The organism is Streptomyces sp. NPDC051776 (assembly GCF_040681345.1).
In the GTDB taxonomy this organism is placed as follows: domain Bacteria; phylum Actinomycetota; class Actinomycetes; order Streptomycetales; family Streptomycetaceae; genus Streptomyces.
Window position 1 is genome coordinate 40733 of record NZ_JBFAYQ010000037.1, and the last position, 25618, is coordinate 66350.

Here is a 25618-nt window from a genome sequence, read left to right on the forward strand (position 1 = left end):
TCCGCCCGTGCGGTGCGCAGGCCAGGCCCGCCCCGGAGGACGAGCCCGCACCCGGAGCGCACCGAGCCGCCCCCGGTGACCCGGGCGGTGGCACCCCGGCAGCGGCGGGGCACCTGGTGGACCCCCTCGCCGCGCTCCGCACGCCCGCCGATCCGCCCGTCGACGTCTACCTCACCGGCACCGTCTTCCTGGACATCATCTTCACCGGGCTCGACAGCGCCCCAGTCCGCGGCACCGAGTCCTGGGCGCGCGGCATGGGCTCGAGCCCGGGCGGCATCGCCAACATGGCCACCGCCCTTGCCCGCCTCGGCCTGCACACCTCGCTCGCCGCCGCCTTCGGCGACGACGTCTACGGCGACTACTGCTGGGACAGCCTGGAGAACGGCGAGGGCATCGACCTGACGCCGTCGCACCGGGTGGCCGACTGGCACTCCCCGGTCACGGTCTCCATGGCGTACGAGGGCGAGCGTACGATGGTCTCCCACGGGCACGAGGCGCCCTCGCCCGACCCCGCCCCCGGCTGCCCGCCCCCCTCCCGCGCCTGTGTCGCCGCTCTGGCCCCGGGGCGCCAGGAGGAGTGGATCGCGGAGTCCGCCGGCCGCGGCAGCCGGATCTTCGCGGACGTCGGCTGGGACGACACGGGCCGCTGGGAGCTCTCGGCGCTCGCCGACCTCGAGCACTGCGAGGCTTTCCTGCCCAACGCCGAGGAGGCGATGCGCTACACGCGCACGGTGAGCCCCCGCGCCGCCGCACGTGCGCTCGCCGAGAAGGTCCCGCTGGCCGTGGTGACGCTGGGGTCCGAGGGCGCGTACGCGGTGGACGGCGGTACGGGCGAGACCGCGTCCGTGCCCGCCATCCGGGTCGAGGCCCTCGACACCACGGGCGCCGGGGACGTCTTCGTCGCCGGCTTCGTCACGGGCACGCTCGCGGGCTGGCCGCTCGCCGACCGGCTCGCCTTCGCGGGCCTGACCGCGGCGCTGTCCGTCCAGGAGTTCGGCGGATCGCTCTCCGCCCCCGGCTGGGTGGAGATCGCCGCCTGGTGGCAGCACGTGAAGACCCACGACGACCGGGCGGCCGCCCTGCGCCACTACGGATTCCTCGACGATCTGCTGCCCTCGGCCGCCCGCGCCCTGCCGCTGCGCCGCGCCGTCCCCACGGTCGGCTTCCGCCGGCGCTGAGGGGGCCCGCTCGATCCCACGAACGGCGCCGTGACGGGCGCACGGGGCTGCCCGGGGCACGGGGACGGGACGGGGGAGAAACGGGGCGCAGAGCGCTGGAGAGCGCCGGAGAACGGCGGTGAAAAGGGCTCGGGGGTTGTCGGTGCTCCGTCGTAGGCTTGGACTATCAAGCCCGTACGGAAACCGCGTACGGCACGTCGAGCACAGAAGGCGGGGTCAGCAGGCCAGAGAGCCGGCCCATGACTCAGACACCCACACGATCGCAGGCAACCGCCCACTTCACCGTCTCGCCCAAGCACCCCATGGTGATGGTTCTGGGGTCCGGGGACTCCCTTCTGCGCGTCATCGAGCAGGAGTTCCCTTCGACCGACATCCATGTGCGCGGCAACGAGATCAGCGTGACCGGGGACTCCAAGGAAGTCGCGCTGGTCCAGCGCCTGTTCGACGAGATGATGCTGGTGCTCCGCACCGGCCAGCCCATGTCGGAGGACGCGGTCGAGCGCTCGATCGCGATGCTCCGCGAGGAGGAGGGCGCCGAGGGCACGGCCGAGACCCCCTCCGAGGTGCTGACGCAGAACATCCTCTCCAGCCGCGGCCGCACGATCCGGCCGAAGACGCTCAACCAGAAGCGCTACGTCGACGCGATCGACAAGCACACGGTCGTCTTCGGTATCGGCCCCGCGGGCACCGGCAAGACATATCTGGCCATGGCCAAGGCGGTCCAGGCACTGCAGTCCAAGCAGGTCAACCGGATCATCCTGACCCGGCCCGCGGTCGAGGCGGGCGAGCGGCTCGGCTTCCTGCCCGGCACGCTCTACGAGAAGATCGACCCGTATCTGCGCCCGCTCTACGACGCGCTGCACGACATGCTGGACCCCGACTCCATCCCGCGGCTCATGGCGGCCGGGACGATCGAGGTGGCACCGTTGGCGTACATGCGCGGCAGGACGCTCAACGACGCGTTCATCATCCTCGACGAGGCACAGAACACGAACCCCGAGCAGATGAAGATGTTCCTCACCCGGCTGGGCTTCGACTCCAAGATCGTCATCACGGGCGACATCACCCAGATCGACCTCCCGGGCGGCACCAAGAGCGGCCTCCGCCAGGTGCGGGAGATCCTCGACGGGGTGGAGGACGTGCACTTCTCCATCCTCAACAGCACCGATGTGGTCCGCCACAAGCTCGTCGGCCGTATCGTCGACGCCTACGAGCAGTACGACAGCCGCAACGGGCAGTGACACGAAAGAGCCAGACACCACCCTCATGTCGATCGACGTCAACAACGAGTCCGGCACGGACATCGACGAGCAGGCGATCCTGGACGTCGCCCGCTACACCCTCGCCCGGATGCGCATCCACCCGCTGTCCGAGCTGTCGGTGATCGTCGTCGACGCCGCCGCCATGGAACAGCTCCACATCCAGTGGATGGATCTGCCGGGGCCCACCGATGTCATGTCCTTCCCGATGGACGAGCTGCGTCCGCCCGCGAAGGACGACGAGGAGCCCCCGCAGGGGCTCCTCGGCGACATCGTGCTCTGCCCCGAGGTCGCCAGGAAGCAGGGCGAGGAGGCACCGACGCAGCACTCCATGGACGAGGAGCTCCAGCTCCTCACCGTCCACGGCGTGCTGCACCTGCTCGGATACGACCACGAGGAGTCCGGCGAGCGGGCCGAGATGTTCGGCCTGCAGAAGGCGATCATCGACGGCTGGCGCACCGAGCGCGGTCTCGAGGGTCCCTCCCCGGCCCCCACCACACGATGAGGGGACGGACGACACGATGACCGGTCAGTTCATCGCGGTGGCCGTCCTGCTGGTCGTGGTCGCCTGGCTCGCCGCCTGCGCCGAGGCGGGTCTCACCCGCACGACACGCTTCCGCGCCGAGGAGGCCGTACGCTCCGGGCGGCGCGGCAGTGCGGGACTCCTCGCTGTCGCCGACGACCCCACCCGCTATCTGAACGTCGCGCTGCTGGTGCGCGTCGCCTGCGAAATGGGCGCCGGCGTCCTCGTGACCTACGTCTGCCTGCAGGAGTTCGACGAGACCTGGGAGGCGCTGGCCGTCGCGCTCGGCGTGATGGTCCTCGTCTCCTACGTCGCCGTCGGTGTGTCACCGCGCACCATCGGCCGCCAGCACCCGCTGAACACCGCCACCGCCGCGGCCTACGTTCTGCTGCCGCTCGCCCGCGTCATGGGACCGGTCCCGCAACTCCTGATCCTCCTCGGCAACGCCTTCACCCCCGGCAAGGGCTTCCGCAAAGGCCCCTTCGCCTCGGAGGCCGAACTGCGCGCCATGGTCGACCTCGCCGAGTCCGAGCAGCTCATCGAGGACGAGGAGCGCCGCATGGTGCACTCGGTCTTCGAACTCGGCGACACCCTCGTCCGCGAGGTGATGGTGCCGCGCACCGACCTGATCGTGATCGAACGGGCCAAGACCGTGCGCCAGGCCCTCACGCTCGCCCTGCGATCCGGCTTCTCCCGCATCCCGGTGACCGGCGAGAGCGAGGACGACATCGTCGGCATCGTCTACCTGAAGGACCTCGTCCGGAAGACGCATATCAACCGCGACGCCGAGAGCGACCCGGTCTCCACCGCGATGCGGCCCGCCGCCTTCGTGCCCGACACCAAGAACGCGGGTGACCTGCTGCGCGAGATGCAGAAGGAGCGCAACCACGTCGCCGTCGCCATCGACGAGTACGGCGGCACGGCCGGCATCGTCACCATCGAGGACATCCTCGAGGAGATCGTCGGCGAGATCACCGACGAGTACGACCGCGAACTCCCGCCCGTCGAGGAGCTCGGCGAGGACCGCTACCGCGTCACCGCGCGCCTCGACATCGGCGATCTCGGCGAGCTCTACGGCCTGGAGCTGGACGACGAGGACGTGGAGACCGTCGGCGGGCTGCTGGCCAAGTCCCTGGGGCGGGTGCCGATCGCGGGCGCGACCGCGGAGGTCGATCTGTCGGAGGACACCTCCGCCCCCGAGCTGAAGGCGCTGCGGCTGACGGCGGAGGCGGCCGCCGGACGCAGGAACCGGATCATCACCGTCCTGGTGGAGCCGGTGCGCTCCACGGTCGCGGGCGAGGACGTCGACTCGGGCACTGGCTAGCCGCGCGGGTCCGTGCGGTCCGTCCGGTCCGGTCCGGGCCCCGCGGGGACCGTGTCCGCGGGGTCCTCTTCGAACGTCCAGACCAGCACGGTCTGATCGGGCTCGGACACGCCGCCCGCGGAGGTGTACGTGGCCAGTGCGGGCTCGTTGTCGCCCTCTGTGGCCACCCACATCCCGTAACAGCCGCGCCGCCGGGCGAGATCCGCGAGCGCGGCCGTGAGCGCCCGGCCGATGCCGTGGCGGCGGTACGGCTCGTCCACGGCCAGCTCGTACAGGAACATCTCGGTCCCCTTGTCGGGGTGTGTCGTCTCGACCCCGGTGACCATGCCCGCGGGGACGCCGTCCACGTAGGCGATGAGCATGTGGTGGCCCGATTCCGCGAGGAAGCGTTCGGTCGCACCCTGCTTCGGCGGCCCGTCGAGGAGACGACCTGCCGCCATCACGTCGTCCTGCCTGGTCACACGCCGGATTTCGCTGCGGATCGCCATACGGGCGAGCGTAGCCAGGCGCGCCCGTGTCCCGCAGCCGGACCGCGGCCGGGGAGGGCCGGGCCGTTGCTTCCCCGCCGGAAGCCGCGGCCGGGCCGTTGCTTCCCCGCCGGAAGCCGCTCTCTATGATCGGCGCATGAGCGACATCGACGCCCTGACCACCGAGGACCGCAAGATCATCACGCTGGCGCGTTCCGCCCGGGCGCGGAACGCGGTGCCCGAGGGGGCGGCCGTACGGGACGAGACCGGCCGCACCTATGTCGCCGGCACCGTCGACCTCCCGTCACTGGCGCTCAGCGCGCTCCGGACCGCCGTGGCCATGGCGGTCGCCAGCGGGGCCACGTCCCTCGAAGCGGCGGCCGTGGTCACCGACGCGGAGGCCGTACCGGACGAGGACCGCGCGGCCGTACGGGACCTCGGCGGCGCCGGGACCCCGGTGCTGCTTGCGGGGCCCGACGGCACGCTGCGGGCCACCGTCACCGCCGGCTGAGCACGGCCGCTTCCGTCGGCCGCGAGGCTTCCGCCCGCCATCTCGTCTCCACCGGTGTTCACGCCCTCCCGCCCGGGCGCCGGGGCAAACTCCTCGACGGAAAGCGCCCGTTCGCACCTCGCGGCCCCCGGGCGCGCGGCCGGGCTCCGTGGCGACGACGGGGCGGTCGCCCGCTCAGCCCTCATGGAGAGGGCAGAGGGGCGGGGCGCAGAGGCCGCGGGCCGGGGGCGGCCCGCGTGGTCGGCCGGGCCCTCGCCATCGAGGAGAATGGTCCCCATGACTGCACCCTCCTCCACCGGCCAGGACCACCACCGCGCGGGCTTCGCGTGCTTCGTCGGCCGCCCCAACGCGGGGAAGTCGACCCTGACCAACGCGCTGGTGGGGACGAAGGTGGCGATCACCTCCACCCGGCCGCAGACCACCCGGCACACCGTCCGCGGCATCGTGCACCGTCCCGACGGCCAGCTCGTCCTCGTCGACACCCCCGGCCTGCACAAGCCGCGCACGCTGCTCGGCGAGCGCCTCAACGACGTCGTACGGACCACTTGGGCCGAGGTCGACGTCATCGGCTTCTGCCTCCCCGCCGACCAGAAGATCGGCCCAGGCGACCGCTTCATCGCCGGCGAGCTCGCCGGGATCAAGAAGACGCCCAAGGTCGCCGTCGTCACCAAGACCGATCTGGTGGACTCCGAGCGGCTTGCGGAGCAGCTCCTCGCCGTCGACCGGCTCGGCAAGGAACTGGGTCTCGAGTGGGCGGAGATCGTCCCGGTCTCGGCCGTGGCGGAGTCCCAGCTCGGGCTGCTCGCCGATCTCCTGGTGCCCCTGCTGCCCGAGGGCCCGGAGCTGTACCCCGAGGGCCACCTCACCGACGAGCCGGAGCAGGTGATGGTCGCCGAGCTGATCCGCGAAGCCGCGCTGGAGGGCGTACGGGACGAGCTGCCGCACTCGATCGCGGTCGTCGTCGAGGAGATGCAGCCCCGCCCGGACCGCCCCGCGGACCGGCCGCTGCTCGACGTCCACGCCAACATCTACATCGAGCGGCCGAGCCAGAAGGGCATTGTCATCGGCCCGAAGGGCGCCCGGCTGAAGGCGGTGGGCACCACCTCGCGCAAGCACATCGAGGCCCTGCTCGGGACCCCGGTCTTCCTCGACCTCCATGTGAAGGTCGCCAAGGACTGGCAGCGGGACCCCAAGCAGCTTCGCAGGCTGGGCTTCTAGTGCCGCCCCACCCAGGTTTGGTGGTTTCCAGGGGGCGTTGCAACAGGCGGTCGGTTTGATCAGGCCGCGAGGCTTGGTCACCCCGAGCTGGGTGCGCACCCGCACCCGCACCCAGCACCCGGCCGATCGCCATCCGTGACGTGCTGCGCCTGCTCGTGGCGTGCGCTCGTCTGCCGCATGCGGTGAACCGCACGTTCGACTCCGGTGGGCCGGTCGTCGTCACGTAACGGGAGATGATGCAGCGCTACGCCGTCCTCCCGGTCTGCCCCAGCGGCTCAACATCCCCGTCCACGTGCTCACGCCTCGGCTGTCCAGCCTCTGGGTGGGGCTGGTCACCTCGGTGCCCAAGGCCACGGCGCGCCCCCTGATCTCCGCTCCTGCACCAGCCGGTTCCGCCCTGCCCTCCGGCGCACAGCCGCCGGTAACCGGCCTTCTCCGTCTACGCGTTGGCGTCCCCGCTGCGCGCCGACGCGATCAGGTACGTCTGGGTCAGCGCGGCGGCCGCCAGGACGCCGGCGGTCAGACGGAAGCCGGGGGCGAATGCGTCGCCCGGCAGCGGGGCCGACCCGGGGTGGGCGTGGAGGAGCGTCGCGCCCACGACCGCCATACCGAACGTTCCGCCGACCTGCAGGCTCGTTTCCAGCAGTCCGGAGGCCCCTGCCCGGCGGTCCGGGGGAGGCGCCGACATCGCCACGGACATGGCCGGGTTGAAGATCAGTGGGACCGACACCCCCCACAGCAACAGGGCCCCGCCGAACGGCCAGTAGCTGTTACCGCCGACGGCCACGCCCATGAGCGCAAAGCCCAGCGCTCCGCCCGCCGCCCCCGTCACCGTCAGCGCGCGGGCGCCGAAGCGCCGGGCCAGGGCACCCGTCGCCGGGGCGAGGGCGACTGTGGGCGCCATGGCAGGGAGCATGGCCAGACCCGCTGACATCGGACTGAGGCGGAGTGCGTCCTGGACGTAGACGGCGCCGTAGACGACCGCGGAGAGGAAGCTGAACTGTGCGCAGAGGACCATGACTGCCGAGCCGAGGAACCGCCGCTCGGCGAGGAGCCCCACGTCGACCAGTGGTGTCCGTCGCCGCGTCTCGATACGCACGAACACGCACAGCGTCGCCAGGCCGCCCCCGAGCAGTGCGACGACGACGACAGCCGGCCACCCCTGGCCGCCGGACTGCATGAGGGCGGTCACCACCGCGCCGAGACCGATCACGGACGTGACGAGGCCTGCACCGTCGAAAGAGCCCGACACGGCTCGCGGCGGACGCCGCCCGACCGCGGTCCGTGCGAGCACGAGGATCACCACCGCCGGAAGGAGGTTGAGCAGGAAGACGGAACGCCACCCCGCGTACTCGGTCAGCACACCGCCCAGCAGAGGACCCGCGGCGAGCGCGGCGGACGCGGCGCCTACATACGTCCCGATCGCCTTGCCGAGCCGCTCCGGCGGAAAGGTGTCCGTGATGATGGCCATCGTCTGGGGCAGCATGGCGGCCGCCGCGGCACCCTGGAATGCCCGCGCCGCCACCAGCGCCCCGCCGCTCCCCGCAAGACCGCAGACGACGGAGGCCACGGCGAAGCCCAGGGTGCCCAGGACGAACATCCGCCGCGTTCCGAAGAGATCCCCGAACCGGCCGCCCGCCGCGGCGAACGAGGCGAAGGCGAGGATGTACGCGTTCGGGACCCAGTGGGAGAGCGCGACGCTCATCCCGAGGTCGTTCCGGATCGCGGGCAGGGCCACGCCGACGACCGTCTCGTCGAGAAAGGTCATGCCCAGCGCCAGACTCGACGCGGCGAGCACCCACCCCTGCCGCCGCCTGCCTGCGGCCTCCGCCTCTTCTCTCGCTGCGCTCGTCGGCCCCATGAGGCGACTCTACGGATTCATGGGCGGTTGCCATGGTTTATCCGAGCTTCTGTGGGGTGAGGTCGCCGGTGTTCCCGAGGCCGGGGGACAACGGACGCGCGGCGGACGGCCGGACAGGCCGCTGTGGTCAGGCAGTTGGGCCGGGACCGAACAGCTCTCCGAGCAGCGCGGCACCGTCGCCGGTAGCGCGTACCTCCAGGTGCATCGCTTCGCCGTCGAAGTGGACGCGGAAGCCGAGAAGAGGACCTCACCGCTGCTCCGCGGCGGCCAACGCGGCCACGTCCCCGGCCCGTTCCGCGGGAAGCCACTCGAAGGCCGAACGGCGACCGTACGTACCGGCCTGGCGCCGAAGGTCACGACACCGCGACGGGCGGTGCATCGCAGAAAGCGGTGGAGCCCAGCCATCGGGCCGGCTCGCTACCGCTCGGCCAACAGCGTTATTGCTCAGGCGAGTTGACCAGCGGGCAGGCGGCGGCCCGGAACGACCACGAGGAGCCCGACGTGAACGGGCCGGATCGTTCGCCCCCGCCTGGTGCGGGCGCGTGCGGCACGGTCGTCGACCTGCGCCGACGTGCCCACTGCGCTCACCGACCCGTTCAGGCCTTCTGCCTCGTTCGAGCCAAGAGCACGGCGGCCCCGGCCACAGCACCCACCGCACCAGGTCTGCCCGGTGGCGAGGCGCCCTGGTGCGGTCGACAACACGTCGCCGGACCGGCCTCGCAGGGGGCCTGCTCGGCTGATCCGGCAACGCAGCGGACGGCCGTGCCGGGACGGCGAGCGGGGCGAACCCGGACGGGGGCGGCCCTCGTGGCGGGGCGGCACCGGGCAGGCGCCCGGCCGTCCGCGTGCACCGGCCGGCGCCTCCCGCCCTACACGCCTTCCTTGAGGACGCGCGTGATCAACTTGCGCTGTGCCTCACTGAGGCGGGGGTCCGCGCAGTAGACCGTGCGCTCCCCGATGGTGACCTGGTAGCTGAAGCCGTCGGGCACCCCCACGGGAGGCGTGTCCCGGCCCTCTGCGAGGGCCTGCTCGGCCAGGTCGTGCCAGTCCCCGGCGTCGGGCCGTCCCGCGGTGTCCACCTCGGCGTGGCGGGGAATCCCCGTGAACCCTCCGCTGCGCTTCACCTGAATTCGCATGGGTTCATCTGTACCCCCTTCCGGGCCTACGTCCCGGACGGATCCCCCGCCTTCCGCTCCGCCGTCTCCACACCGACCTCCTCCCAGGCCTTCTTCAGCGCCTCGTGCTCCTCGCCCGTGCCGTAGCGCTCCCGGGCGGCGGCGACGGTGAGCCGGGCGAAGTCGGCGAAGTCGGCGTCGGAGGCCAGCTCGCCGCCGGTCAGCACGTCGTACCAGATCTGTCCGGCCCGCTCCCAGGCGTGGCCGCCCAGGCTCGTGGCGGCGAGGTGGAAGGCGCGGTTCGGGATGCCGGAGTTGATGTGCACGCCGCCGTTGTCGCTGCCGGTGCGGACGTAGTCGTCCATCGTGGCGGGCTGCGGGTCCTTGCCCAGCACATCGTCGTCGTAGGCCGTGCCCGGGGCCTTCATCGAGCGCAGCGCCACGCCGCTGACGCGCGGGGCGAGCAGCCCGGCGCCGATCAGCCAGTCGGCTTCGGCCGCGGTCTGGCCGAGCGCGTACTGCTTGATGAGCGAACCGAAAACATCGGACATCGACTCGTTCAGCGCCCCGGACTGGCCGAAGTACTCGAGATTGGCGGCGTACTGCGTGACGCCGTGGGTCAGCTCGTGGCCGATCACGTCCACCGGAATGGTGAAGTCGAGGAAGATCTCCCCGTCACCGTCCCCGAAGACCATCCGCTCGCCGTCCCAGAAGGCGTTGCCGTAGTCCTCTCCGTAGTGGACGGTCGCGTCCAGGGGCAGCCCCGAGCCGTCGACGGAGTTGCGGGAGTACGCCTTGAGGAACAGCTCGAAGGTCGCGCCCAGACCGGCATAGGCGCGGTTGACGGTCGCGTCCCGCACCGGGTCCTCACCCTCGCTCCGCACCTCGCGGCCGGGCAGGTGCTCGCGGTGGCCGGCGTCGCTGATCGTGCGGTGAGGGCGGTCGGAGGGGCCGCGTCGGCCCGACGGGGCCGCCGGTGTGCCGGCGACCGTGGTCAGCCGGCGGCGGGTGCGCTGGGCGGCGTCCCGCTCGAGGGTGCGCCGGGCGGGGCCCGCGACGGCCGCCTCGCCCGACCGGGCGAGCCGGTCGAGCAGGTGCGGCGGGACGATCGTGCAGAAGACGGGATGTACGGGGTGTACGGTCATGAAGCGCAATGTGGCACAGAGTTCATGGTCTGTCACTGGTTGCAACCGGACCGAGTGAAATGAAGCGATGGATCATCTTCTGCCCGGTTCCCATCGCGTCTTGCATACTGAAACGGACTCGGTGCCCTGGCGCAGGCTCGGTTAGGCTTCTGCGCATCATGCGTTTCGGGCTGCTTCTCCTTAGCTGCCGCGGCGAGGGCCTGTAGTCGAAGGCCGACCCCCTCCCCGCGGTGTCCGGTGTTGCTCACCGCCGTCACGTCGGCCGTCGAAGCCCATTCGACAGGAGCCCAGCCCCCATGACGACCTCTCCGAATTCCGCGTCCGGGAATTCCGTGGGCCGCCCCACTCCCGTCACGGCCGCGACCGTGACCCAGAAGCCCTCCGGCATGCCGGTCCACAAGTACAGGCCGTACGAGGCCGTGGACATCCCGGACCGCACCTGGCCCGATCGCCGTATCACGCAGGCCCCGCGGTGGCTCTCCACCGACCTGCGGGACGGCAACCAGGCCCTGATCGACCCCATGTCGCCCTCCCGCAAGCGCGCGATGTTCGACCTCCTGGTCAGGATGGGCTACAAGGAGATCGAGGTCGGCTTCCCCTCTTCGGGACAGACGGACTACGACTTCGTCCGCTCGATCATCGAGGAGGACGCGATCCCGGAGGACGTGACGATCTCCGTCCTCACTCAGGCCCGTGAAGAGCTGATCGAGCGCACCGTCGAGTCCCTGAAGGGCGCGCGCCGGGCCACCGTTCACCTCTACAACGCGACCGCCCCGACCTTCCGCCGCGTCGTCTTCCGCGGCACCCGCGAGCAGGTCAAGGCCATCGCCACCGACGGCACCCGGCTGGTGATGGAGTACGCCGAGAAGCTGCTCGACGACCGTACGGCCTTCGGCTACCAGTACAGCCCGGAGATCTTCACCGATACCGAGCTCGACTTCGCCCTGGAGGTCTGCGAGGGCGTCATGGACGTCTGGCAGCCCGAGCCGGGCCGCGAGATCATCCTCAACCTGCCCGCCACCGTGGAGCGTTCGACACCGAGCACGCACGCCGACCGCTTCGAGTGGATGTCGCGCCATCTGTCGCGGCGCGAGCACGTCTGCCTGTCCGTGCACCCGCACAACGACCGCGGCACCGCCGTCGCCGCCGCCGAACTGGCCATCATGGCGGGCGCGGACCGCATCGAGGGCTGTCTGTTCGGCCAGGGCGAGCGCACCGGCAACGTCGACCTGATCACGCTGGGGATGAACCTCTTCTCCCAGGGCGTCGACCCGCAGATCGACTTCTCGCAGATCGACGAGATCCGCCGCACCGCCGAGTACTGCAACCAGATGACCATCCACCCGCGCCACCCCTACGCGGGCGACCTGGTCTACACGTCCTTCTCCGGCTCCCACCAGGACGCCATCAAGAAGGGCTTCGAAGCGATGGACGTCACCGCGACCGAACACGGCGTGACGGTCGACGACATCGAGTGGACCGTGCCGTACCTGCCGATCGACCCGAAGGACGTCGGCCGCAGTTACGAGGCAGTGATCCGCGTCAACTCGCAGTCCGGCAAGGGCGGTGTCGCCTACGTCCTGAAGCACGACCACAAGCTGGACCTGCCGCGCCGGATGCAGATCGAGTTCTCGAAGATCATCCAGGCGAAGACCCATGCGGAGGGCGGCGAGATCACGCCGCAGGAGATCTGGGCGGTCTTCCAGGACGAATACCTGCCCAATCCGGACAACCCGTGGGGCCGGCTCCAGTTGCGCGCCGGGCAGACGACCACCGACAAGGACGGCATCGACACCCTCACCGTCGAAGCCGTCGTGGGTGGCGAGGAAACCGTCCTGAACGGTACGGGCAACGGCCCGATCTCGGCGTTCTTCGACGCCTTGGCGCACGTCGGGGTCGACGCACGGCTCCTGGACTACCAGGAGCACACGATGAGCGAGGGCGCGAGCGCGCAGGCCGCCTCGTACATCGAGTGCGCCATCGACGGAAAGGTGCTGTGGGGGATCGGCATCGACCCCAACACAACGCGTGCGTCGCTCAAGGCCGTGGTCTCCGCGGTCAACCGGGCCGCCCGCGCCTGACGGCGCACGCCGCACACGCCCGGCCGGTCGCGCTCGCCGCAGGTCCGCGATCGCGCGTGACCGGCCGTTCTCCTGACCGCTCGCACGCACGCCTGACCAAGCCGGCGCGCGCCGGACCTGCCGCGCTTGCCCCGCGCCCCACGCGCGGGGCGAGCGCCGTGGCCACCGTTTCCCGCCATCCCTCGGCGCGAGGTGCTGACGTCACCTCAACGATGTGGTTAACATCACCTCCAACACGGCGCCGTTGCCGAAGAGTCACCGAGTCGCAGCGGTCCGTTGCGACCAGGAATTCCGGAACTCTTTGGGCCTACGCGCCGGAGGTGCGCTTATGCAGCGCGTGTGGGGTGTGCGCACGACGTGGCACACGGTGGGGGACGGCGAGTTCTTCTGTCCCGATTGCGGCGGCGACCGCAACTACCGCCGCCGTACGGGCCGCCGCCGCCTCGCCGTGCTCGGACTGCCGCTCCTCCCGCGCGGCACCGCCGCCCCGGTCGTCGAATGCTCCTCGTGCCGCACCAGGTTCGGTGCGGAGGTGCTCGACCACCCCACCACTCACCGCTTCTCGGCCATGCTCCGCGACGCCGTCCACACAGTGGCCCTCGCGGTCCTCGCGGCGGGCGGAGCCGAGGACCGTACGGTCCTCGAGGCGGCGGTCGACGCGGTGAGCGGCGCCGGCTTCGAGGACTGCACGGGCGAGCAGCTCCTCACCCTCGTCGAGGCACTGGCTGCCGACACCGGCCGTCTCCCGGACCGGTACGAGGACGGCGGCGACGGCGGCACCGCTCTCGCCATCGAACTCCACGAGGCCCTCGAACCCCTGGCCCCGCACCTCGCCGCCGCGGGTCGCGAGGGGATCCTGCTGCAAGGCGCCCGTATCGCCCTCGCCGACGGCCCGTACAAGCCCGCCGAGCGCGAAGCGCTGGCGGCCGTCGGCCGCGCCCTGCTGATCGGCAAACCGGACACCGAGCAGCTGCTGGCGGCCGCGGCGCGCATGCCCTTCTGACGGCGCAGGCCTGCCGTATCGTTCCGCCGCCGTCGCCCGCGAGGGTTCCGGTACGCCCCGTCGGTCCGTCCAGGCCTCCCCGTACGGGACAATGGCCGCATGAGTCTGTTCCGCGACGACGGCATCGTGCTGCGCACCCAGAAGCTGGGTGAGGCGGACCGGATCATCACGCTGCTCACCCGCGGCCACGGACGCGTCCGGGCGGTCGCCCGCGGAGTGCGGCGCACCAAGTCGAAGTTCGGGGCACGGCTGGAGCCGTTCTCCCATGTCGACGTGCAGTTCTTCGCGCGCGGCAGCGAACTGGTCGGCCGCGGCCTGCCGCTGTGCACACAGAGCGAGACCATCGCTCCGTACGGTGGCCGTATCGTCACGGACTACGCCCGCTACACCGCTGGCACCGCCATGCTCGAGACCGCGGAGCGGTTCACCGACCACGAGGGCGAGCCCGCCGTTCAGCAGTACCTGCTGCTGGTCGGAGGCCTGAGGACGCTCGCCGCGGGCGAGCACGCCCCGCATCTCGTCCTCGACGCCTTCCTCCTGCGCTCCCTCGCGGTCGGCGGCTACGCACCCAGCTTCGACGCGTGCGCGCGGTGCGGCATACCGGGCCCCAACCGGTTCTTCTCGGTCGCCGCGGGAGGCGTGGTGTGCGCCGACTGCCGCGTGCCGGGAAGCGTCGTACCCTCTGCGGAGACGCTGACCCTGCTCGGCGCGCTGCTGACCGGCGACTGGGAGACGGCGGACACGTGCGAGGCGCGGCACGTACGGGAGGGCAGCGGACTTGTGGCGGCGTATCTGCTCTGGCACTTGGAGCGGGGTCTGCGGTCGCTCCGGTACGTGGAGAAGACGTAGGACGGGCAGAGAACACCGAGATCCACGAGATCCACGAGAACCATCGACATGGGAGACGTGAACCGCATGGCACGACGCGGGATTCTGGGCCGTACCCGCCGCGAATACCTGGCTCCCGAGCCGCACCCCTCCGGTGCGCGCCCGCCGAAGATCCCCGGCGAACTGGTCCCCAACCACGTGGCGTGCGTGATGGACGGCAACGGCCGCTGGGCGAAGGAACGCGGCCTGCCGCGCACCGAGGGACACAAGGTCGGAGAGTCCGTCGTCCTCGACGTCCTCAAGGGCTGTCTGGAGATCGGGGTCAAGAATCTCTCGCTGTACGCCTTCTCCACCGAGAACTGGAAGCGCTCGCCCGAAGAGGTGCGCTTCCTGATGAACTTCAACCGCGACGTCATCCGCCGCCGCCGCGACGAGATGGACGCGATGGGCATCCGGATCCGCTGGGTCGGCCGGATGCCGAAGCTGTGGAAATCGGTCGTCCAGGAGCTCCAGGTTGCCCAGGAGCAGACGCAGCACAATGACGCGATGACGCTGTACTTCTGCGTCAACTACGGCGGCCGCGCGGAGATCGCGGACGCGGCCGCGAAGCTGGCGGCCGATGTGCAGGCCGGGAAGCTGGATGCGTCCAAGGTCAACGAGAAGACTTTCGCGAAGTACCTGTACTACCCGGACATGCCGGATGTGGATCTCTTCCTGCGCCCGAGCGGCGAGCAGCGTACGTCCAACTACCTGATATGGCAGAGCTCGTACGCGGAGATGGTCTTCCAGGACGTGCTGTGGCCGGACTTCGACCGGCGCGACCTGTGGCGTGCGTGCCTGGAGTACGCGCAGCGCGACCGGCGCTTCGGTGGCGCGCTCCCCAACGAGACGCCCCCGCCGCAGCCGGGCCGGGCTCCGGCCTGACGGTTGCGGCACGGCCCGGTGTCCGCTTCGGCGCTCGGGCACGTACGGCATTGCCCGGCGGTGCGGAGTTCGCCTCGGCCGTCCGGCGAACGGACCTCCGGCTGAGGCTGGTTGGCCACCGCCGGGCCGCGCGGCGTGGATCTCGCCGCAGCGGCAACCCCTCGTTCGCCGCGGCAGTGGTGAGCCACCCTTGTCCGCCGAGGCGGTACTCCGCGGGTACGGGGGAGTCCGGCGCTGCCGAACGCACGCTGGCCGGCCGCCGAACGGACCTCCGACTGAGGCTGGTTGGGCATCGCCGGGCCGCGGCGGGAACCGGCCGCTGCGGTGCTCAGCCTTTGGGCATGCGGTCCCGCAGTGCAGTGCGGTCCCGGCTACCGGCGCGCGGTACCGCGCCGAGGATTGCGGCGCCGGAGCGGCCCCGGCCGGCACTGGGGTCGGCGGTCAGGCGGGGCCGAACCCGCCTCGGCCCATGGGCGAACGCCCGTCCCGGCGCCGCATCCCCGCGCGCGGGCCGGCGCCCGTTACGCCTGGGAGGCCTTGGCCGCACAGGCACCGCATGTGCCGAAGATCTCGATCGTGTGCGCCACGTCCACGAATCCGTTGTCCGCCGCGATCTGGTCGGCCCACTTCTCCACGGCGGGGCCCTCCACCTCCACCGCCTTGCCGCAGCTGCGGCACACCAGATGGTGATGGTGGTCGTCGGTGCTGCAGCGGCGGTAGACGGCCTCGCCGTCGCTCGTGCGCAGGACGTCGACCTCACCCGCGTCCGCGAGCGACTGCAGCGTGCGATAGACGGTGGTCAGGCCGACCGAGTCGCCGCGGTGCTTGAGCATGTCGTGCAGCTCCTGGGCGCTGCGGAACTCGGTGACCTCGTCGAGGGCCGCCGCCACCGCCGCGCGCTGCCGGGTCGACCGGCCACGCACCGGCGGGGGTGTGCTCGTTCCACTGCTCCCCGCGGTCGCCACCGTTGCCTCCTCATGCTCGCCGTCCGCTCGTACGACTGGCCATTGTGCCAGTCTGCGAGTGCGACAGTGCCTACACCTTCACGTCGTCCCCGGGCGGATTCGGGCCTCCTGCCTCCAGAGTGCACTGTTCCTCGTATGCCGCGGCTGCCCGGCGGGCCCGCCGTTTCGCCACCGGCGTCGCGAGCGCGGTGATCACCGCGAAGACGGCGATGGCCAGGACCACGATGCTCGCCCCGGGCGGCACGTCCACGTAAAAGGAGTACACGGTGCCGGACAGGCTGACGGCGACGCCGATGCCGATCGCGGCCACCAGCGTCATGGCGAAACCGCGGGTGGCCTGCTGCGCCGCGGCGACCGGCACCACCATCAGCGCGCTCACCAGCAGCAGGCCGACGACCCTCATGGCCACGGTGACGGTGAGTGCCGCGGTGACGGCCAGCAGCAGATTCAGCAGGCGTACCGGCAGCCCGGTGACGCGTGCGAACTCCTCGTCCTGGCAGACGGCGAAGAGCTGCCGCCGCAGTCCCAGCGCGACCGCCGCCACGAAGGCCGCCAGGACGCAGATCGCCGTCAGGTCCCCGGCCGAGACCGTGGTGATCGAACCCCACAGGAACGTGGTGAGGTTGGCGTTGGAGCCGTTCGGCGCCAGATTGATCAGCAGGACGCCGCCCGCCATTCCGCCGTAGAAGAGCATGGCGAGGGCGAGGTCGCCGCGCGCCTTGCCGTACCAGCGGATCAGCTCCATCAGGACGGCGCCGAGCACGGTGACGGCGATGGCGGTCCAGATCGGGTTCGTGCCGGTCAGGAAACCGAGCGCGACACCGGTCAGCGCGACGTGCCCGATGCCGTCGCCCATGATCGCCTGCCGACGCTGGACCAGGTAGATGCCGACGGCGGGGGCTGTGATGCCGACGAGGACGGCGGCCAGCAGCGCGCGCTGCATGAATGCGTAGTCCAGGAGATCGATCACGTCAGCAGTCCCGTTCTGATCGGTTCGGAGGCCTCGCCCGCGTGCGGGTGGACGTGGTCGTGGCCGGGCAGCGCGTGCTGGCCGACGGCCTCCGGCGGCGGTCCGTCGTGGACCACGCAGCCGTCGCGCAGCACCACCGCGCGGTCGATGAGCGGCTCCAGGGGGCCGAGTTCATGGAGGACGAGGAGTACCGTGGCGCCGCCGGCGACCTGCTCGCGCAGGGTGTCGGCCAGCACCTGCTGGCTCTCGTGGTCCACACCCGCCATGGGCTCGTCCATGATCAGGAGATCGGGCTCGGTGGCGAGGGCGCGGGCGATGAGCACCCGCTGGTGCTGTCCGCCGGACAGCGCGTTCACGGAGTCCCTGGCCCGGTCGGCCATGCCCACCAGGTCCAGGGCACGCTGCACTGCATCCCGGTCGGCCCTGCGGCGCGCGCGCAGCTTCGTACGGGACAGTCGGCCGGCGGAGACGACCTCGCGCACGGTCGCGGGAACCCCGCTGGCGGCGGTGGTGCGCTGCGGGACGTAGCCGATGCGTGCCCAGTCGCGGAAGCGGCGCAGAGGTGTGCCGAAGAGGGCCAGATCACCGCTGGTGAGCGGCACTTGCCCGACCAGGGCCCGTACGGCGGTGGACTTGCCGGAGCCGTTGGCGCCGAGCAACGCGACGACTTCGCCGTGCTCCACGGCGAGGTCGATCCCGCGCAGGACGGGCCGGGCTCCGAGCGAGGCAGTGGCCTTGCTGAGGGATATGACCGGCTGCTCCATGTGTTGTGCCTCCGTCGCGTGCGTCACGTGGCCGCGAGGGCCTTCTGCAGATTCCTGAGATTGGCCTGCATGACCTGGATGTAGTCGCGGCCCTGGGACGTGTCGGTGATGCCCTCGACCGGATCGAGCACATCGGTGTGCAGACCGGTGTCGCCCGCCAGGGTCCTGGCGGTCCGGTCGCTGGCGATCGTCTCGAAGAAGACGGTGCCGACCTTCTCCTCCTCGGCGATGGTCTGCAGTTCCTTCATCCGGGCCGGGCTGGGCTCGGACTCGGGGTCGAGGCCGGAGATGCCCTCCTGGTGCAGGCCGTAACGCTCGGCGAGGTAGCCGAAGGCGGAGTGGGTGGTGATGAAGGTGTTGGTGGTGCGGTTCGCCAGGCCGTCCTTGAACGCCTTGTCCAGCCGGCCGAGGCGGGCGACCAGGGCGTCGGTGTTTCGGCTGTAGTCGGCCGCGTGGTCGGGATCGGCCTTCTCCAAGGCCTTGCCCACGCCGCTTGCGACCTCCGCGTACCTGACCGGGTCGAGCCAGATGTGCGGGTCGGCCGCCGCGTCCTCGCCACTGTGCTCGTGGCCTTCCTCCGCGTGGCTGTCCCCGCCGCCGTGCTCGTGGCCTTCGTGGCTGTGCTCGCCGCCGTGGTCGTGGCCGGACGAGGTGCCGTGGCTCTCCAGCTCGGTGAGGGCGGCGGCGTCGACCTTGTTCCTCACCTCGGCCACCTTGACGGCCTCGTCCACCGCGGGCTGCAGGCCCTTCAGGTACACGACCAGTCCGGCGTCGCTGAGCTCGGCTGTCTGGCGGGGGCTGATCTCGAGGTCGTGCGGCTCGACGCCCGGTTCGGTGAGATCGGAGACGCTGACGTGGCGTCCGCCGATCGTCTTCACCAGGAACTCCATGGGGTAGAACGACGCCACCACGGCGAGCCTGCCGTCCTCGCTGCGACCGAGGGCGGAGCCCGTGGGCGGGCAGCCGGCCAGGGTGGCGAGGCCGATGGTGACGGCCCCCGCGGCAGCGGTGGTGCGGATGAGACGGCGACGTACGTTCATGACAGTCATTTTCAACAAAGGTGGAAACGATTGTCAACAAGAACCGGGCGAGGCCGGGGTTCCCCGGCGATTTCTCGCATCTGTCGAGGGCACAGCCCCGTGCCCCCCGATTTGGTGTGAGGGGTGCGCCCGCCGGTAATCTGAGGTATTCGCTGGGCAGGATCCCGGCGGAACCCACCATCACCGCTTCGTCGTATGAAGAGAGCACCGTGGCCGCCGACAAGATCGACACCATCGTCAGCCTGAGCAAGCGCCGTGGCTTCGTCTATCCGTGCAGTGAGATCTACGGTGGTCAGCGGGCCGCCTGGGACTACGGGCCGCTGGGCGTCGAACTCAAGGAGAACATCAAGCGCCAGTGGTGGCGCTCCATGGTCACCTCGCGCGACGACGTCGTCGGTCTCGACTCGTCCGTGATCCTGGCTCGCGAGGTCTGGGAGGCGTCCGGCCACGTCGCCACCTTCACCGACCCGCTCACCGAATGCACCTCCTGCCACAAGCGGTTCCGTGCGGACCACCTCGAGGAGGCGTACGAAGCCAAGCACGGCCACATGCCCGCGAACGGTCTCTCGGACGTCAACTGCCCGCACTGCGGCAACAAGGGCGCGTTCACCGAGCCCAAGCAGTTCTCCGGCCTGCTCGCCACGCACCTCGGCCCGACGCAGGACTCGGGCTCGGTCGCCTATCTGCGCCCCGAGACGGCGCAGGGCATCTTCACCAACTTCGCGGCGGTGCAGCAGACTTCGCGCAAGAAGCCGCCGTTCGGCATCGCGCAGATGGGCAAGTCGTTCCGGAACGAGATCACGCCGGGCAACTTCATCTTCCGTACCCGCGAATTCGAGCAGATGGAGATGGAGTTCTTCGTCAAGCCGGGCGAGGACGAGAAGTGGCACGAGTACTGGATGCAGGAGCGCTGGAACTGGTATCGCGACCTGGGTGTCCAGGAGGCCAACATCCGGTGGTACGAGCACCCGAAGGAGAAACTCTCCCACTACTCGAAGCGCACGGCTGACATCGAGTACCGCTTCAACTTCGGCGGCACTGAGTTCTCCGAGCTGGAGGGTGTCGCGAACCGTACGGACTTCGACCTCACCGCTCACTCCAAGATGTCCGGGCAGGACCTGTCGTACTTCGACCAGGAGGCCGGCGAGCGCTGGACCCCGTATGTGATCGAGCCCGCGGCCGGTGTCAACCGGGCCATGCTCGCCTTCATGCTCGACGCCTACACCGAAGACGAGGCGCCGAACGCCAAGGGCGTCATGGAGAAGCGCACCGTCATGCGGCTCGACCCGCGCCTGGCTCCGGTGAAGGTCGCGGTGCTGCCGCTCTCCCGCAACCCGCAGCTCTCGCCGAAGGCGAAGGGGCTGGCGGCGGACCTGCGCAAGCACTGGAACATCGAGTTCGACGACGCGGGTGCGATCGGCCGCCGCTACCGCCGCCAGGACGAGATCGGCACACCGTTCTGCGTCACCGTCGACTTCGACACCCTTGACGACAACGCGGTGACGGTGCGCGAGCGCGACACGATGAAGCAGGAGCGGGTGTCGCTGGACCAGGTCCAGGCGTACCTGGGCGGCCGCCTGCTCGGCTGCTGAACCGCGCACCGCGACGGTGGTGCCGGGCCCGCGCCCGCGGGCCCGGCACCACCGTCGCAGTGCGCGGGGCGGGCGGCCCTGCTGGTCTCGGTTCCGGCCGCCGGGTCTTCAGTGGCCGTCCCGGGCCGGGCGGTATCGGTGTATTGCGGTCGCCGGACAGGGGTGGCCATCACCGTCCGGACGGGGCCGCGGGCATGATCGCCCGCCGGCCCGACGGTTACGGTCTGAGGCCGCGGAGCACCAGGGCCGTGACCGCCTCATACGCCGTGGTGATCTCGGGTGACGTCCACTCCGCGGCGTACGCCGGATCGTGGAAGCGGTTCGTGGCGTCGAAGACCGCTCGTGCCTCCGTTGTGTAGTCGTCGCCGTCCGGGGCTCTGAACGTGCCTTGTTCGTGGCCGTCCTGGAGGATGCGCGCGAGCTGGTCGACCAGGTCGGCGATATGGCGTTCGACGACCGAGCTGCTCTCGCAGATCAACGCCATGTATGTGGCGAAGAGTTCGGGGTCGTCTCCCGCCTTGTGCCGTTTGGCGGCGAAGAGTTCGCAGAGCCAGTGCTCGAGCCGCGTCTCCGCCGGCCCCGGTCCGGTTGCCGTCGAGGACAGCGCCTCGGACGTCCGGTTCAGCCAGCGCTCGGTGACGGCCTCCCGAAGGGCGGCCTTGCTCGGGAAGTGGCGGTAGACGCTGCCGTGGCTGACCCCCAGGGCGCGCGCGACATCGACGACCGTGGCCTTGGCCGGGCCGTAACGGCGGAGCACTTCCTCGGTTGCTTCGAGGATGCGGGCTGGTGTCAGCGTCTCCGGCGCCATCGGGTCCCTGCGGCCTCTTTCCGTCCTCGAGCCCGGGAGCCCGGGCGTCCTGTGGTGTCCCGCTGCCGGGATTTCACCATCGTCGGGATCTCACCATCGCGTCACGTCTCGCTGTCGAGGTGAGCCATCTGGGAGGCAGGGTAGCGTTCGCCCGCGGCGGCCCCGGCGGGGACTGCGGTCTCGATGGCGGCCAGATCATCGGCGCTCAGGGTGAGGTCGAGCGCGCCGAGTGCCTCGGCCAGCCGGTCGCGGCGGCGGGCCCCCACCAGCGGGACGATGTCCCGGCCTTGGGCGAGCACCCAGGCGATCGCGGTCTGCGCAACCGTGGCGCCGCGGTCGTCGGCGACCTTGCGGAGCGCTTCCACCAGATCCAGGTTGCTGTCGAGATTGTCGCCGCTGAAGCGCGGACTCATGCCGCGGAAGTCGTTCGGCGCCAGCCGGCGGTCGCGGCTCCAGTGACCGCTGATCAGACCGCGGGAGAGCACGCCGTACGCCGTGACGCCGATGCCCAGTTCGCGGCAGGTGGGCAGGATGTCGTCCTCGATGCCGCGGGAGATGAGCGAGTACTCGATCTGGAGGTCGGAGACCGGCGCCACCGCCGCGGCGCGGCGGATGGTGTCCGAGCCGGCTTCGGACAGCCCGATGTGGCGCACCTGCCCGGCCTCCACCGCCTCCGCGATGGCACCGACCGTCTCCTCGATCGGAACGTCGGGGTCGACTCGGGCGATGCGGTAGATGTCGATGTGGTCGGTGCCCAGTCTCCGCAGCGAGTACGCGAGAAAGTTCTTGACGGCGGCCGGGCGGCCGTCGTAGCCCGACCAGCCGCCCTCCGCGTCGCGCAGAGCGCCGAACTTCACGCTGATCACGGCCCGTTCGCGGCCCTGGGAGCTGCTGCCGAGCGCCCGGCCGATCAGCATCTCGTTGTGCCCCATGCCGTAGAAGTCGCCGGTGTCGAGCAGGGTGACGCCCGCATCGAGAGCCGCATGGATGGTGGCGACCGACTCCTTCTCGTCGGCGTCGCCGTAGAGGGCGGACATGCCCATGCAGCCGAGGCCGAGAGCGGAGACCTGCGGTCCGTTCGTTCCGAGGATGCGGTTCTGCACGGGGGACTCCTTCGGGCGTGCGGCTTCAGGTGACTGGCAGCGGCGCTGCCCTGTCAGCGTGACACATGGGATGACAGATTTCAATATCTGTCATCCCATGGATGTCCGCACGAGCGCGCTGCCTCAGGCCACCGTGCGCGGCAGCCGCAGACTCATCACCATGGTCAGCGCCACCGCCCCCACCTGTGCGATCAGCGTGGCCGCCAGAGCGTCCCGCATCCCCAGGGGGCCGATCAGGGCCAGGAACAGCGAGCCGAGCGTCGCCACTCCAAGCGCCAGGCTGGACTGCTGTGTGGTGACCATGACGCCGCTTCCCACCCCGGCCTGCTCGCCCGGCACGTCCGCCAGCACGATCCGGAACAGCACCGGGAGTTGGAGCCCCTGTCCGAAGCCGGCCAGCGCCACCCCCGGCAGCAACTGCCAGAAGCCCAGGCCGTCCCAGTCCCGCAGCGCCGCCGTCACCAGCAGCGCGAGCCCGGCAGCCTGGACCAGGCCGCCCGCCGTCACGATCCGGCTGCCGTAGCGGCCCACCAGCCGCGGTCCCATCAGCGAGGCGGCGAAGAACGTCACGGCCATCGGCGCCAGCGCCATGCCCGCGTCCACCGGGCTCAGGCGCCGCCCCTGCTGCAGCGCGACCGCCATGACGAACATGAAGCCGCCGAAGCCGAACGCGAACGGCAGCATCATCCCCAGGCCCCGGCGCAGTCCGGCCAGCGCGAACATGCTCGGCGGAACCAGCGGCGTACGCCCCTGCCGATCCGCCCTTCGCTCCACTGCCCAGAACGCGCCCGCCGTGAAGGGGAAGGCGGCCAGCGAGACCCACGTCCACAGCGGCCAGCCCGCCGCGCGGCCCTCCGTCAGCGGCATCAGCAGCGCCACCAGCGAGAGGGCGAGCAGCGCGGTGCCGGAGCCGTCGACCGGAGCGGGCCGTTCGGAGCGGGTCTCCGGAACCGTACGGCTCGCGAGCGCCAGGCCCGTCAGCACCACCGGCACATTGACCAGGAAGACCGAACGCCAGCCCGTACCGGCGATGTCCGCCGACACCAGCGCACCGCCCAGGATCTGCCCCGCGACCATGGACAGGCCGCCCGTCGCCCCGTACAGGCTGAGGGCCCGGCCACGCCGCCTGCCGGTGGTGGTGGCGTGGACGGTGGCCAGCACCTGCGGCAGCATCAGTGCCGCCGCGGCTCCCTGCGCGACCCGGGCCGCGACCAGCGTCCCGGCGTGCGGAGCGAGACCGCAGGCGAGCGAGGTCAGGCCGAAGGCCGCCATGCCGACGACGAAGAGCCTGCGTCGGCCGAACATGTCGCCCAGCCGTCCGCCGAGCACGAGCAGGACGGCGTACGCCACGCCGTAGCCCGCCACCACCAGCTCCAGCATCGCGGGGCCGGCGCCGAGTTCCCGGTCGATGGACGGCAGGGCCACATTGACGATGAAGAAGTCGATCAGCGGCAGGGAGGCGCCCAGCAGCACCGTGGCGAGCCCGAGCGGGCCCAGTGCGGGCGTGGCGCCGCCGTGGGCTCCTCGTCCGGGCGCGCTGTCGCCCGTGCCGGGGCGGGCCTGCGCCTGTGCGGTCCCCGGGTCGGTGCCCCGGTGACGGACGCGCGGGAGGATCTCGGCCCGCGAAGCCGGTGCGGTGGGCGGGGGAGCGATGTCGTTTCGTGTCGTCGGTTCGGTCACGCTCCCGACGATGCACCGGGCCTGAGAGGGGTACCAGAGTCCCTTTATCCTGGTACCCGCACTACCTGGCAACCGGCTGAGCGCCGGAGCAAACTGTAGCCATGAGCCTCCCCGCGCGGCAGTCCTCAGCCGTCCCTTCGGCAGCCGTCCCTTCGGCCTCCCGCAACCCCGCCGCGACCACCACCGTGGCATCCGGCCCCGCGGAGGCGGCACGCGGTGCCGACACCGTACGCCGCAGCGAGCTGGCCGCCTTCCTCCGCAGCCGCCGCGAGCGGATCACCCCGGAGCAGGTCGGGCTGCCCCGCGGCCCGCGCCGCCGGACCCCCGGGCTGCGGCGCGAGGAGGTCGCTCACCTCTCCGCGGTCGGGGTCACTTGGTACACCTGGCTCGAACAGGCCCGGGACATCCACGTCTCCGTCCAGGTCCTCGACGCGCTCGCCCGTGCTCTGCAGCTCGACCCCAGCGAGCGCAGCCATCTCTTCGCCCTCGCCGGAGCCACGGATCCGGACCCCGCCAGCGAGTGCGCGACCGTCCCGCCGTCGCTGCGCATGATGCTGGAGCATGTGGAGCCCTATCCGGCGTGCGTCCAGAACAGCCGGTACGACATCCTCGCCCACAACCGCACGTACGGCCGTCTGCTCTGCGACCTCGACAGCCTCCCGTACCAGGACCGGAACTGCATGTGGCTGGCGTTCACCAGCCCGGAGTGGCGGGCCGCGCTCGTGGACCGGGACGAGACGATCCGGCTGATGGCGGCCAAGTTCCGCGCCTCGATGGCCGAGCACATCGCCGAGCCGGCGTGGAAGGCGATGCTCAAGCGGCTGCAGCAGGCTTCGGGCGAGTTCCGGGAGCTGTGGGAGAGGCACGAGGTGGTCCGCACGATGGGCAGCAGGACCAAGCGGTTCCGCAACGCCGACGTCGGGCTGCTGCACCTCGAGCACACCGACCTCTGGCTCGGTCCGCGCCACGGCCCGCGGCTGGTGACCTATCTCCCCGCGGACGCCGAAACCGGCGAACGGCTCAAACGGCTTCTGGCACTCGCCCGCGCGAACGAGGAGGCGGCCCGTCGCGGGGCCGTGGAGGAGGCGGAGGAACCGAGCGCCGCGGGTGGGGGGACCGAGCAGCGCCCCGCGGCCATCGCCGGACCGGCCACACCGCTCTAGCTGTATTGACCTGGAGCGTTGTTTGCGCGGCTGATCGGTGGGTGGCCTCCGAGTGCGGTGTGGCACCGGTGATGGTTGTAGCTGTGCAGAAAGCTG

23 protein-coding genes and 1 pseudogene are annotated in these 25618 nt (G+C 71.0%); 13 read left to right on the plus strand and 11 right to left on the minus strand.

Features of this window, described 5'->3' with window-relative positions; all coding sequences use genetic code 11:
• Positions 1 to 113: 113 nt before the first annotated feature.
• The 4 genes from AB0M26_RS24330 (at position 114) to AB0M26_RS24345 (ending at position 4284) form a co-directional block, all read left to right on the plus strand.
• On the plus strand, positions 114 to 1178 hold the full coding sequence (locus AB0M26_RS24330) for a PfkB family carbohydrate kinase (RefSeq protein WP_365263965.1): 1065 nt from the start codon (positions 114 to 116) through the stop codon (positions 1176 to 1178).
• A gap of 239 nt (positions 1179 to 1417) precedes the next feature.
• Complete coding sequence (locus tag AB0M26_RS24335) at positions 1418 to 2419, plus strand: PhoH family protein (RefSeq protein WP_365263943.1); 1002 nt, start codon at positions 1418 to 1420, stop codon at positions 2417 to 2419.
• A gap of 25 nt (positions 2420 to 2444) precedes the next feature.
• Positions 2445 to 2942 (plus strand): rRNA maturation RNase YbeY, encoded by a 498-nt coding sequence (ybeY, locus tag AB0M26_RS24340; protein ID WP_365263944.1) that lies wholly within the window; start codon positions 2445 to 2447, stop codon positions 2940 to 2942.
• Positions 2943 to 2958: 16 nt separating this feature from the next.
• The gene (locus AB0M26_RS24345; RefSeq protein ID WP_365263945.1) at positions 2959 to 4284 is read left to right on the plus strand and encodes a hemolysin family protein; all 1326 of its coding nucleotides are present in this window, start codon (positions 2959 to 2961) and stop codon (positions 4282 to 4284) included.
• Here AB0M26_RS24345 and AB0M26_RS24350 read toward each other — a convergent pair.
• Entirely contained in the window at positions 4281 to 4772 is a 492-nt protein-coding gene (locus AB0M26_RS24350; protein ID WP_365263946.1) for a GNAT family N-acetyltransferase, read from the minus strand. The genes AB0M26_RS24345 and AB0M26_RS24350 overlap by 4 nt on opposite strands.
• Before the next feature lie 136 nt (positions 4773 to 4908).
• On the opposite strand from AB0M26_RS24350, the gene AB0M26_RS24355 reads away from it, so the two are divergent.
• The 3 genes and pseudogenes from AB0M26_RS24355 to AB0M26_RS24365 form a co-directional block, all read left to right on the plus strand.
• Positions 4909 to 5262, plus strand: a complete 354-nt coding sequence (locus tag AB0M26_RS24355; RefSeq protein WP_365263947.1) for a cytidine deaminase — start codon at positions 4909 to 4911, stop codon at positions 5260 to 5262.
• Between the two features lie 276 nt (positions 5263 to 5538).
• Positions 5539 to 6480, plus strand: a complete 942-nt coding sequence (era, locus tag AB0M26_RS24360; RefSeq protein WP_365263948.1) for a GTPase Era — start codon at positions 5539 to 5541, stop codon at positions 6478 to 6480.
• Positions 6481 to 6553: 73 nt separating this feature from the next.
• Positions 6554 to 6847, plus strand: a pseudogene (locus AB0M26_RS24365) (DUF2867 domain-containing protein); the annotation flags it as partial.
• A 72-nt stretch (positions 6848 to 6919) separates the two neighbouring features.
• Here the strand turns inward: AB0M26_RS24365 and AB0M26_RS24370 are convergent.
• From AB0M26_RS24370 to AB0M26_RS24380, 3 genes are all read right to left on the minus strand, one after another.
• Positions 6920 to 8341, minus strand: coding sequence for an MFS transporter (locus AB0M26_RS24370; RefSeq protein ID WP_365263949.1), 1422 nt, complete (start codon positions 8339 to 8341; stop codon positions 6920 to 6922).
• 869 nt (positions 8342 to 9210) lie between these two features.
• Positions 9211 to 9477, minus strand: coding sequence for a protealysin inhibitor emfourin (locus AB0M26_RS24375; protein WP_365263950.1), 267 nt, complete (start codon positions 9475 to 9477; stop codon positions 9211 to 9213).
• Positions 9478 to 9503: 26 nt separating this feature from the next.
• A complete protein-coding gene (locus AB0M26_RS24380) occupies positions 9504 to 10601 on the minus strand; it encodes a M4 family metallopeptidase (RefSeq protein WP_365263951.1) in 1098 nt (365 codons plus the stop codon).
• A 296-nt stretch (positions 10602 to 10897) separates the two neighbouring features.
• Here AB0M26_RS24380 and leuA point away from each other — a divergent pair, with 296 nt between their 5' ends.
• From leuA to AB0M26_RS24400, 4 genes are all read left to right on the plus strand, one after another.
• Positions 10898 to 12682 (plus strand): 2-isopropylmalate synthase, encoded by a 1785-nt coding sequence (leuA, locus tag AB0M26_RS24385; RefSeq protein WP_365263952.1) that lies wholly within the window; start codon positions 10898 to 10900, stop codon positions 12680 to 12682.
• Between the two features lie 328 nt (positions 12683 to 13010).
• Complete coding sequence (locus AB0M26_RS24390; RefSeq protein ID WP_365263953.1) at positions 13011 to 13685, plus strand: TerB family tellurite resistance protein; 675 nt, start codon at positions 13011 to 13013, stop codon at positions 13683 to 13685.
• 99 nt (positions 13686 to 13784) lie between these two features.
• A complete protein-coding gene (recO, locus tag AB0M26_RS24395; protein WP_365263954.1) occupies positions 13785 to 14534 on the plus strand; it encodes a DNA repair protein RecO in 750 nt (249 codons plus the stop codon).
• Between the two features lie 66 nt (positions 14535 to 14600).
• Positions 14601 to 15437, plus strand: a complete 837-nt coding sequence (locus AB0M26_RS24400) for an isoprenyl transferase (protein ID WP_365263955.1) — start codon at positions 14601 to 14603, stop codon at positions 15435 to 15437.
• A 521-nt stretch (positions 15438 to 15958) separates the two neighbouring features.
• Here the strand turns inward: AB0M26_RS24400 and AB0M26_RS24405 are convergent.
• The 4 genes from AB0M26_RS24405 to AB0M26_RS24420 all read right to left on the minus strand — a co-directional run bounded on the left by AB0M26_RS24405 (position 15959) and on the right by AB0M26_RS24420 (position 19176).
• Positions 15959 to 16402 carry a transcriptional repressor gene (locus AB0M26_RS24405; RefSeq protein ID WP_365263956.1) on the minus strand — a complete coding sequence of 148 codons (444 nt, stop codon included), beginning with the start codon at positions 16400 to 16402 and terminating at the stop codon, positions 15959 to 15961.
• Positions 16403 to 16472: 70 nt separating this feature from the next.
• Positions 16473 to 17372, minus strand: coding sequence for a metal ABC transporter permease (locus AB0M26_RS24410; RefSeq protein WP_365263957.1), 900 nt, complete (start codon positions 17370 to 17372; stop codon positions 16473 to 16475).
• Positions 17369 to 18136, minus strand: coding sequence for a metal ABC transporter ATP-binding protein (locus tag AB0M26_RS24415; protein WP_365263958.1), 768 nt, complete (start codon positions 18134 to 18136; stop codon positions 17369 to 17371). The genes AB0M26_RS24410 and AB0M26_RS24415 overlap by 4 nt, the downstream gene beginning before the upstream one ends.
• A 23-nt stretch (positions 18137 to 18159) precedes the next feature.
• Positions 18160 to 19176, minus strand: coding sequence for a metal ABC transporter substrate-binding protein (locus AB0M26_RS24420; RefSeq protein WP_365263959.1), 1017 nt, complete (start codon positions 19174 to 19176; stop codon positions 18160 to 18162).
• A gap of 209 nt (positions 19177 to 19385) precedes the next feature.
• Between AB0M26_RS24420 and AB0M26_RS24425 the strand changes: the two genes are divergently transcribed.
• A complete protein-coding gene (locus AB0M26_RS24425; protein WP_365263960.1) occupies positions 19386 to 20768 on the plus strand; it encodes a glycine--tRNA ligase in 1383 nt (460 codons plus the stop codon).
• A gap of 217 nt (positions 20769 to 20985) precedes the next feature.
• Here the strand turns inward: AB0M26_RS24425 and AB0M26_RS24430 are convergent, their stop codons facing one another.
• From AB0M26_RS24430 to AB0M26_RS24440, 3 genes are all read right to left on the minus strand, one after another.
• Positions 20986 to 21576, minus strand: a complete 591-nt coding sequence (locus AB0M26_RS24430) for a TetR family transcriptional regulator (protein ID WP_365263961.1) — start codon at positions 21574 to 21576, stop codon at positions 20986 to 20988.
• 101 nt (positions 21577 to 21677) lie between these two features.
• Positions 21678 to 22679 carry an aldo/keto reductase gene (locus tag AB0M26_RS24435; RefSeq protein ID WP_365263962.1) on the minus strand — a complete coding sequence of 334 codons (1002 nt, stop codon included), beginning with the start codon at positions 22677 to 22679 and terminating at the stop codon, positions 21678 to 21680.
• A 123-nt stretch (positions 22680 to 22802) separates the two neighbouring features.
• A complete protein-coding gene (locus AB0M26_RS24440; protein ID WP_365263966.1) occupies positions 22803 to 24176 on the minus strand; it encodes an MFS transporter in 1374 nt (457 codons plus the stop codon).
• A 284-nt stretch (positions 24177 to 24460) separates the two neighbouring features.
• Here AB0M26_RS24440 and AB0M26_RS24445 point away from each other — a divergent pair, with 284 nt between their 5' ends.
• Entirely contained in the window at positions 24461 to 25522 is a 1062-nt protein-coding gene (locus tag AB0M26_RS24445) for a helix-turn-helix transcriptional regulator (protein WP_365263963.1), read from the plus strand.
• The last annotated feature ends 96 nt before the right edge of the window (positions 25523 to 25618 follow it).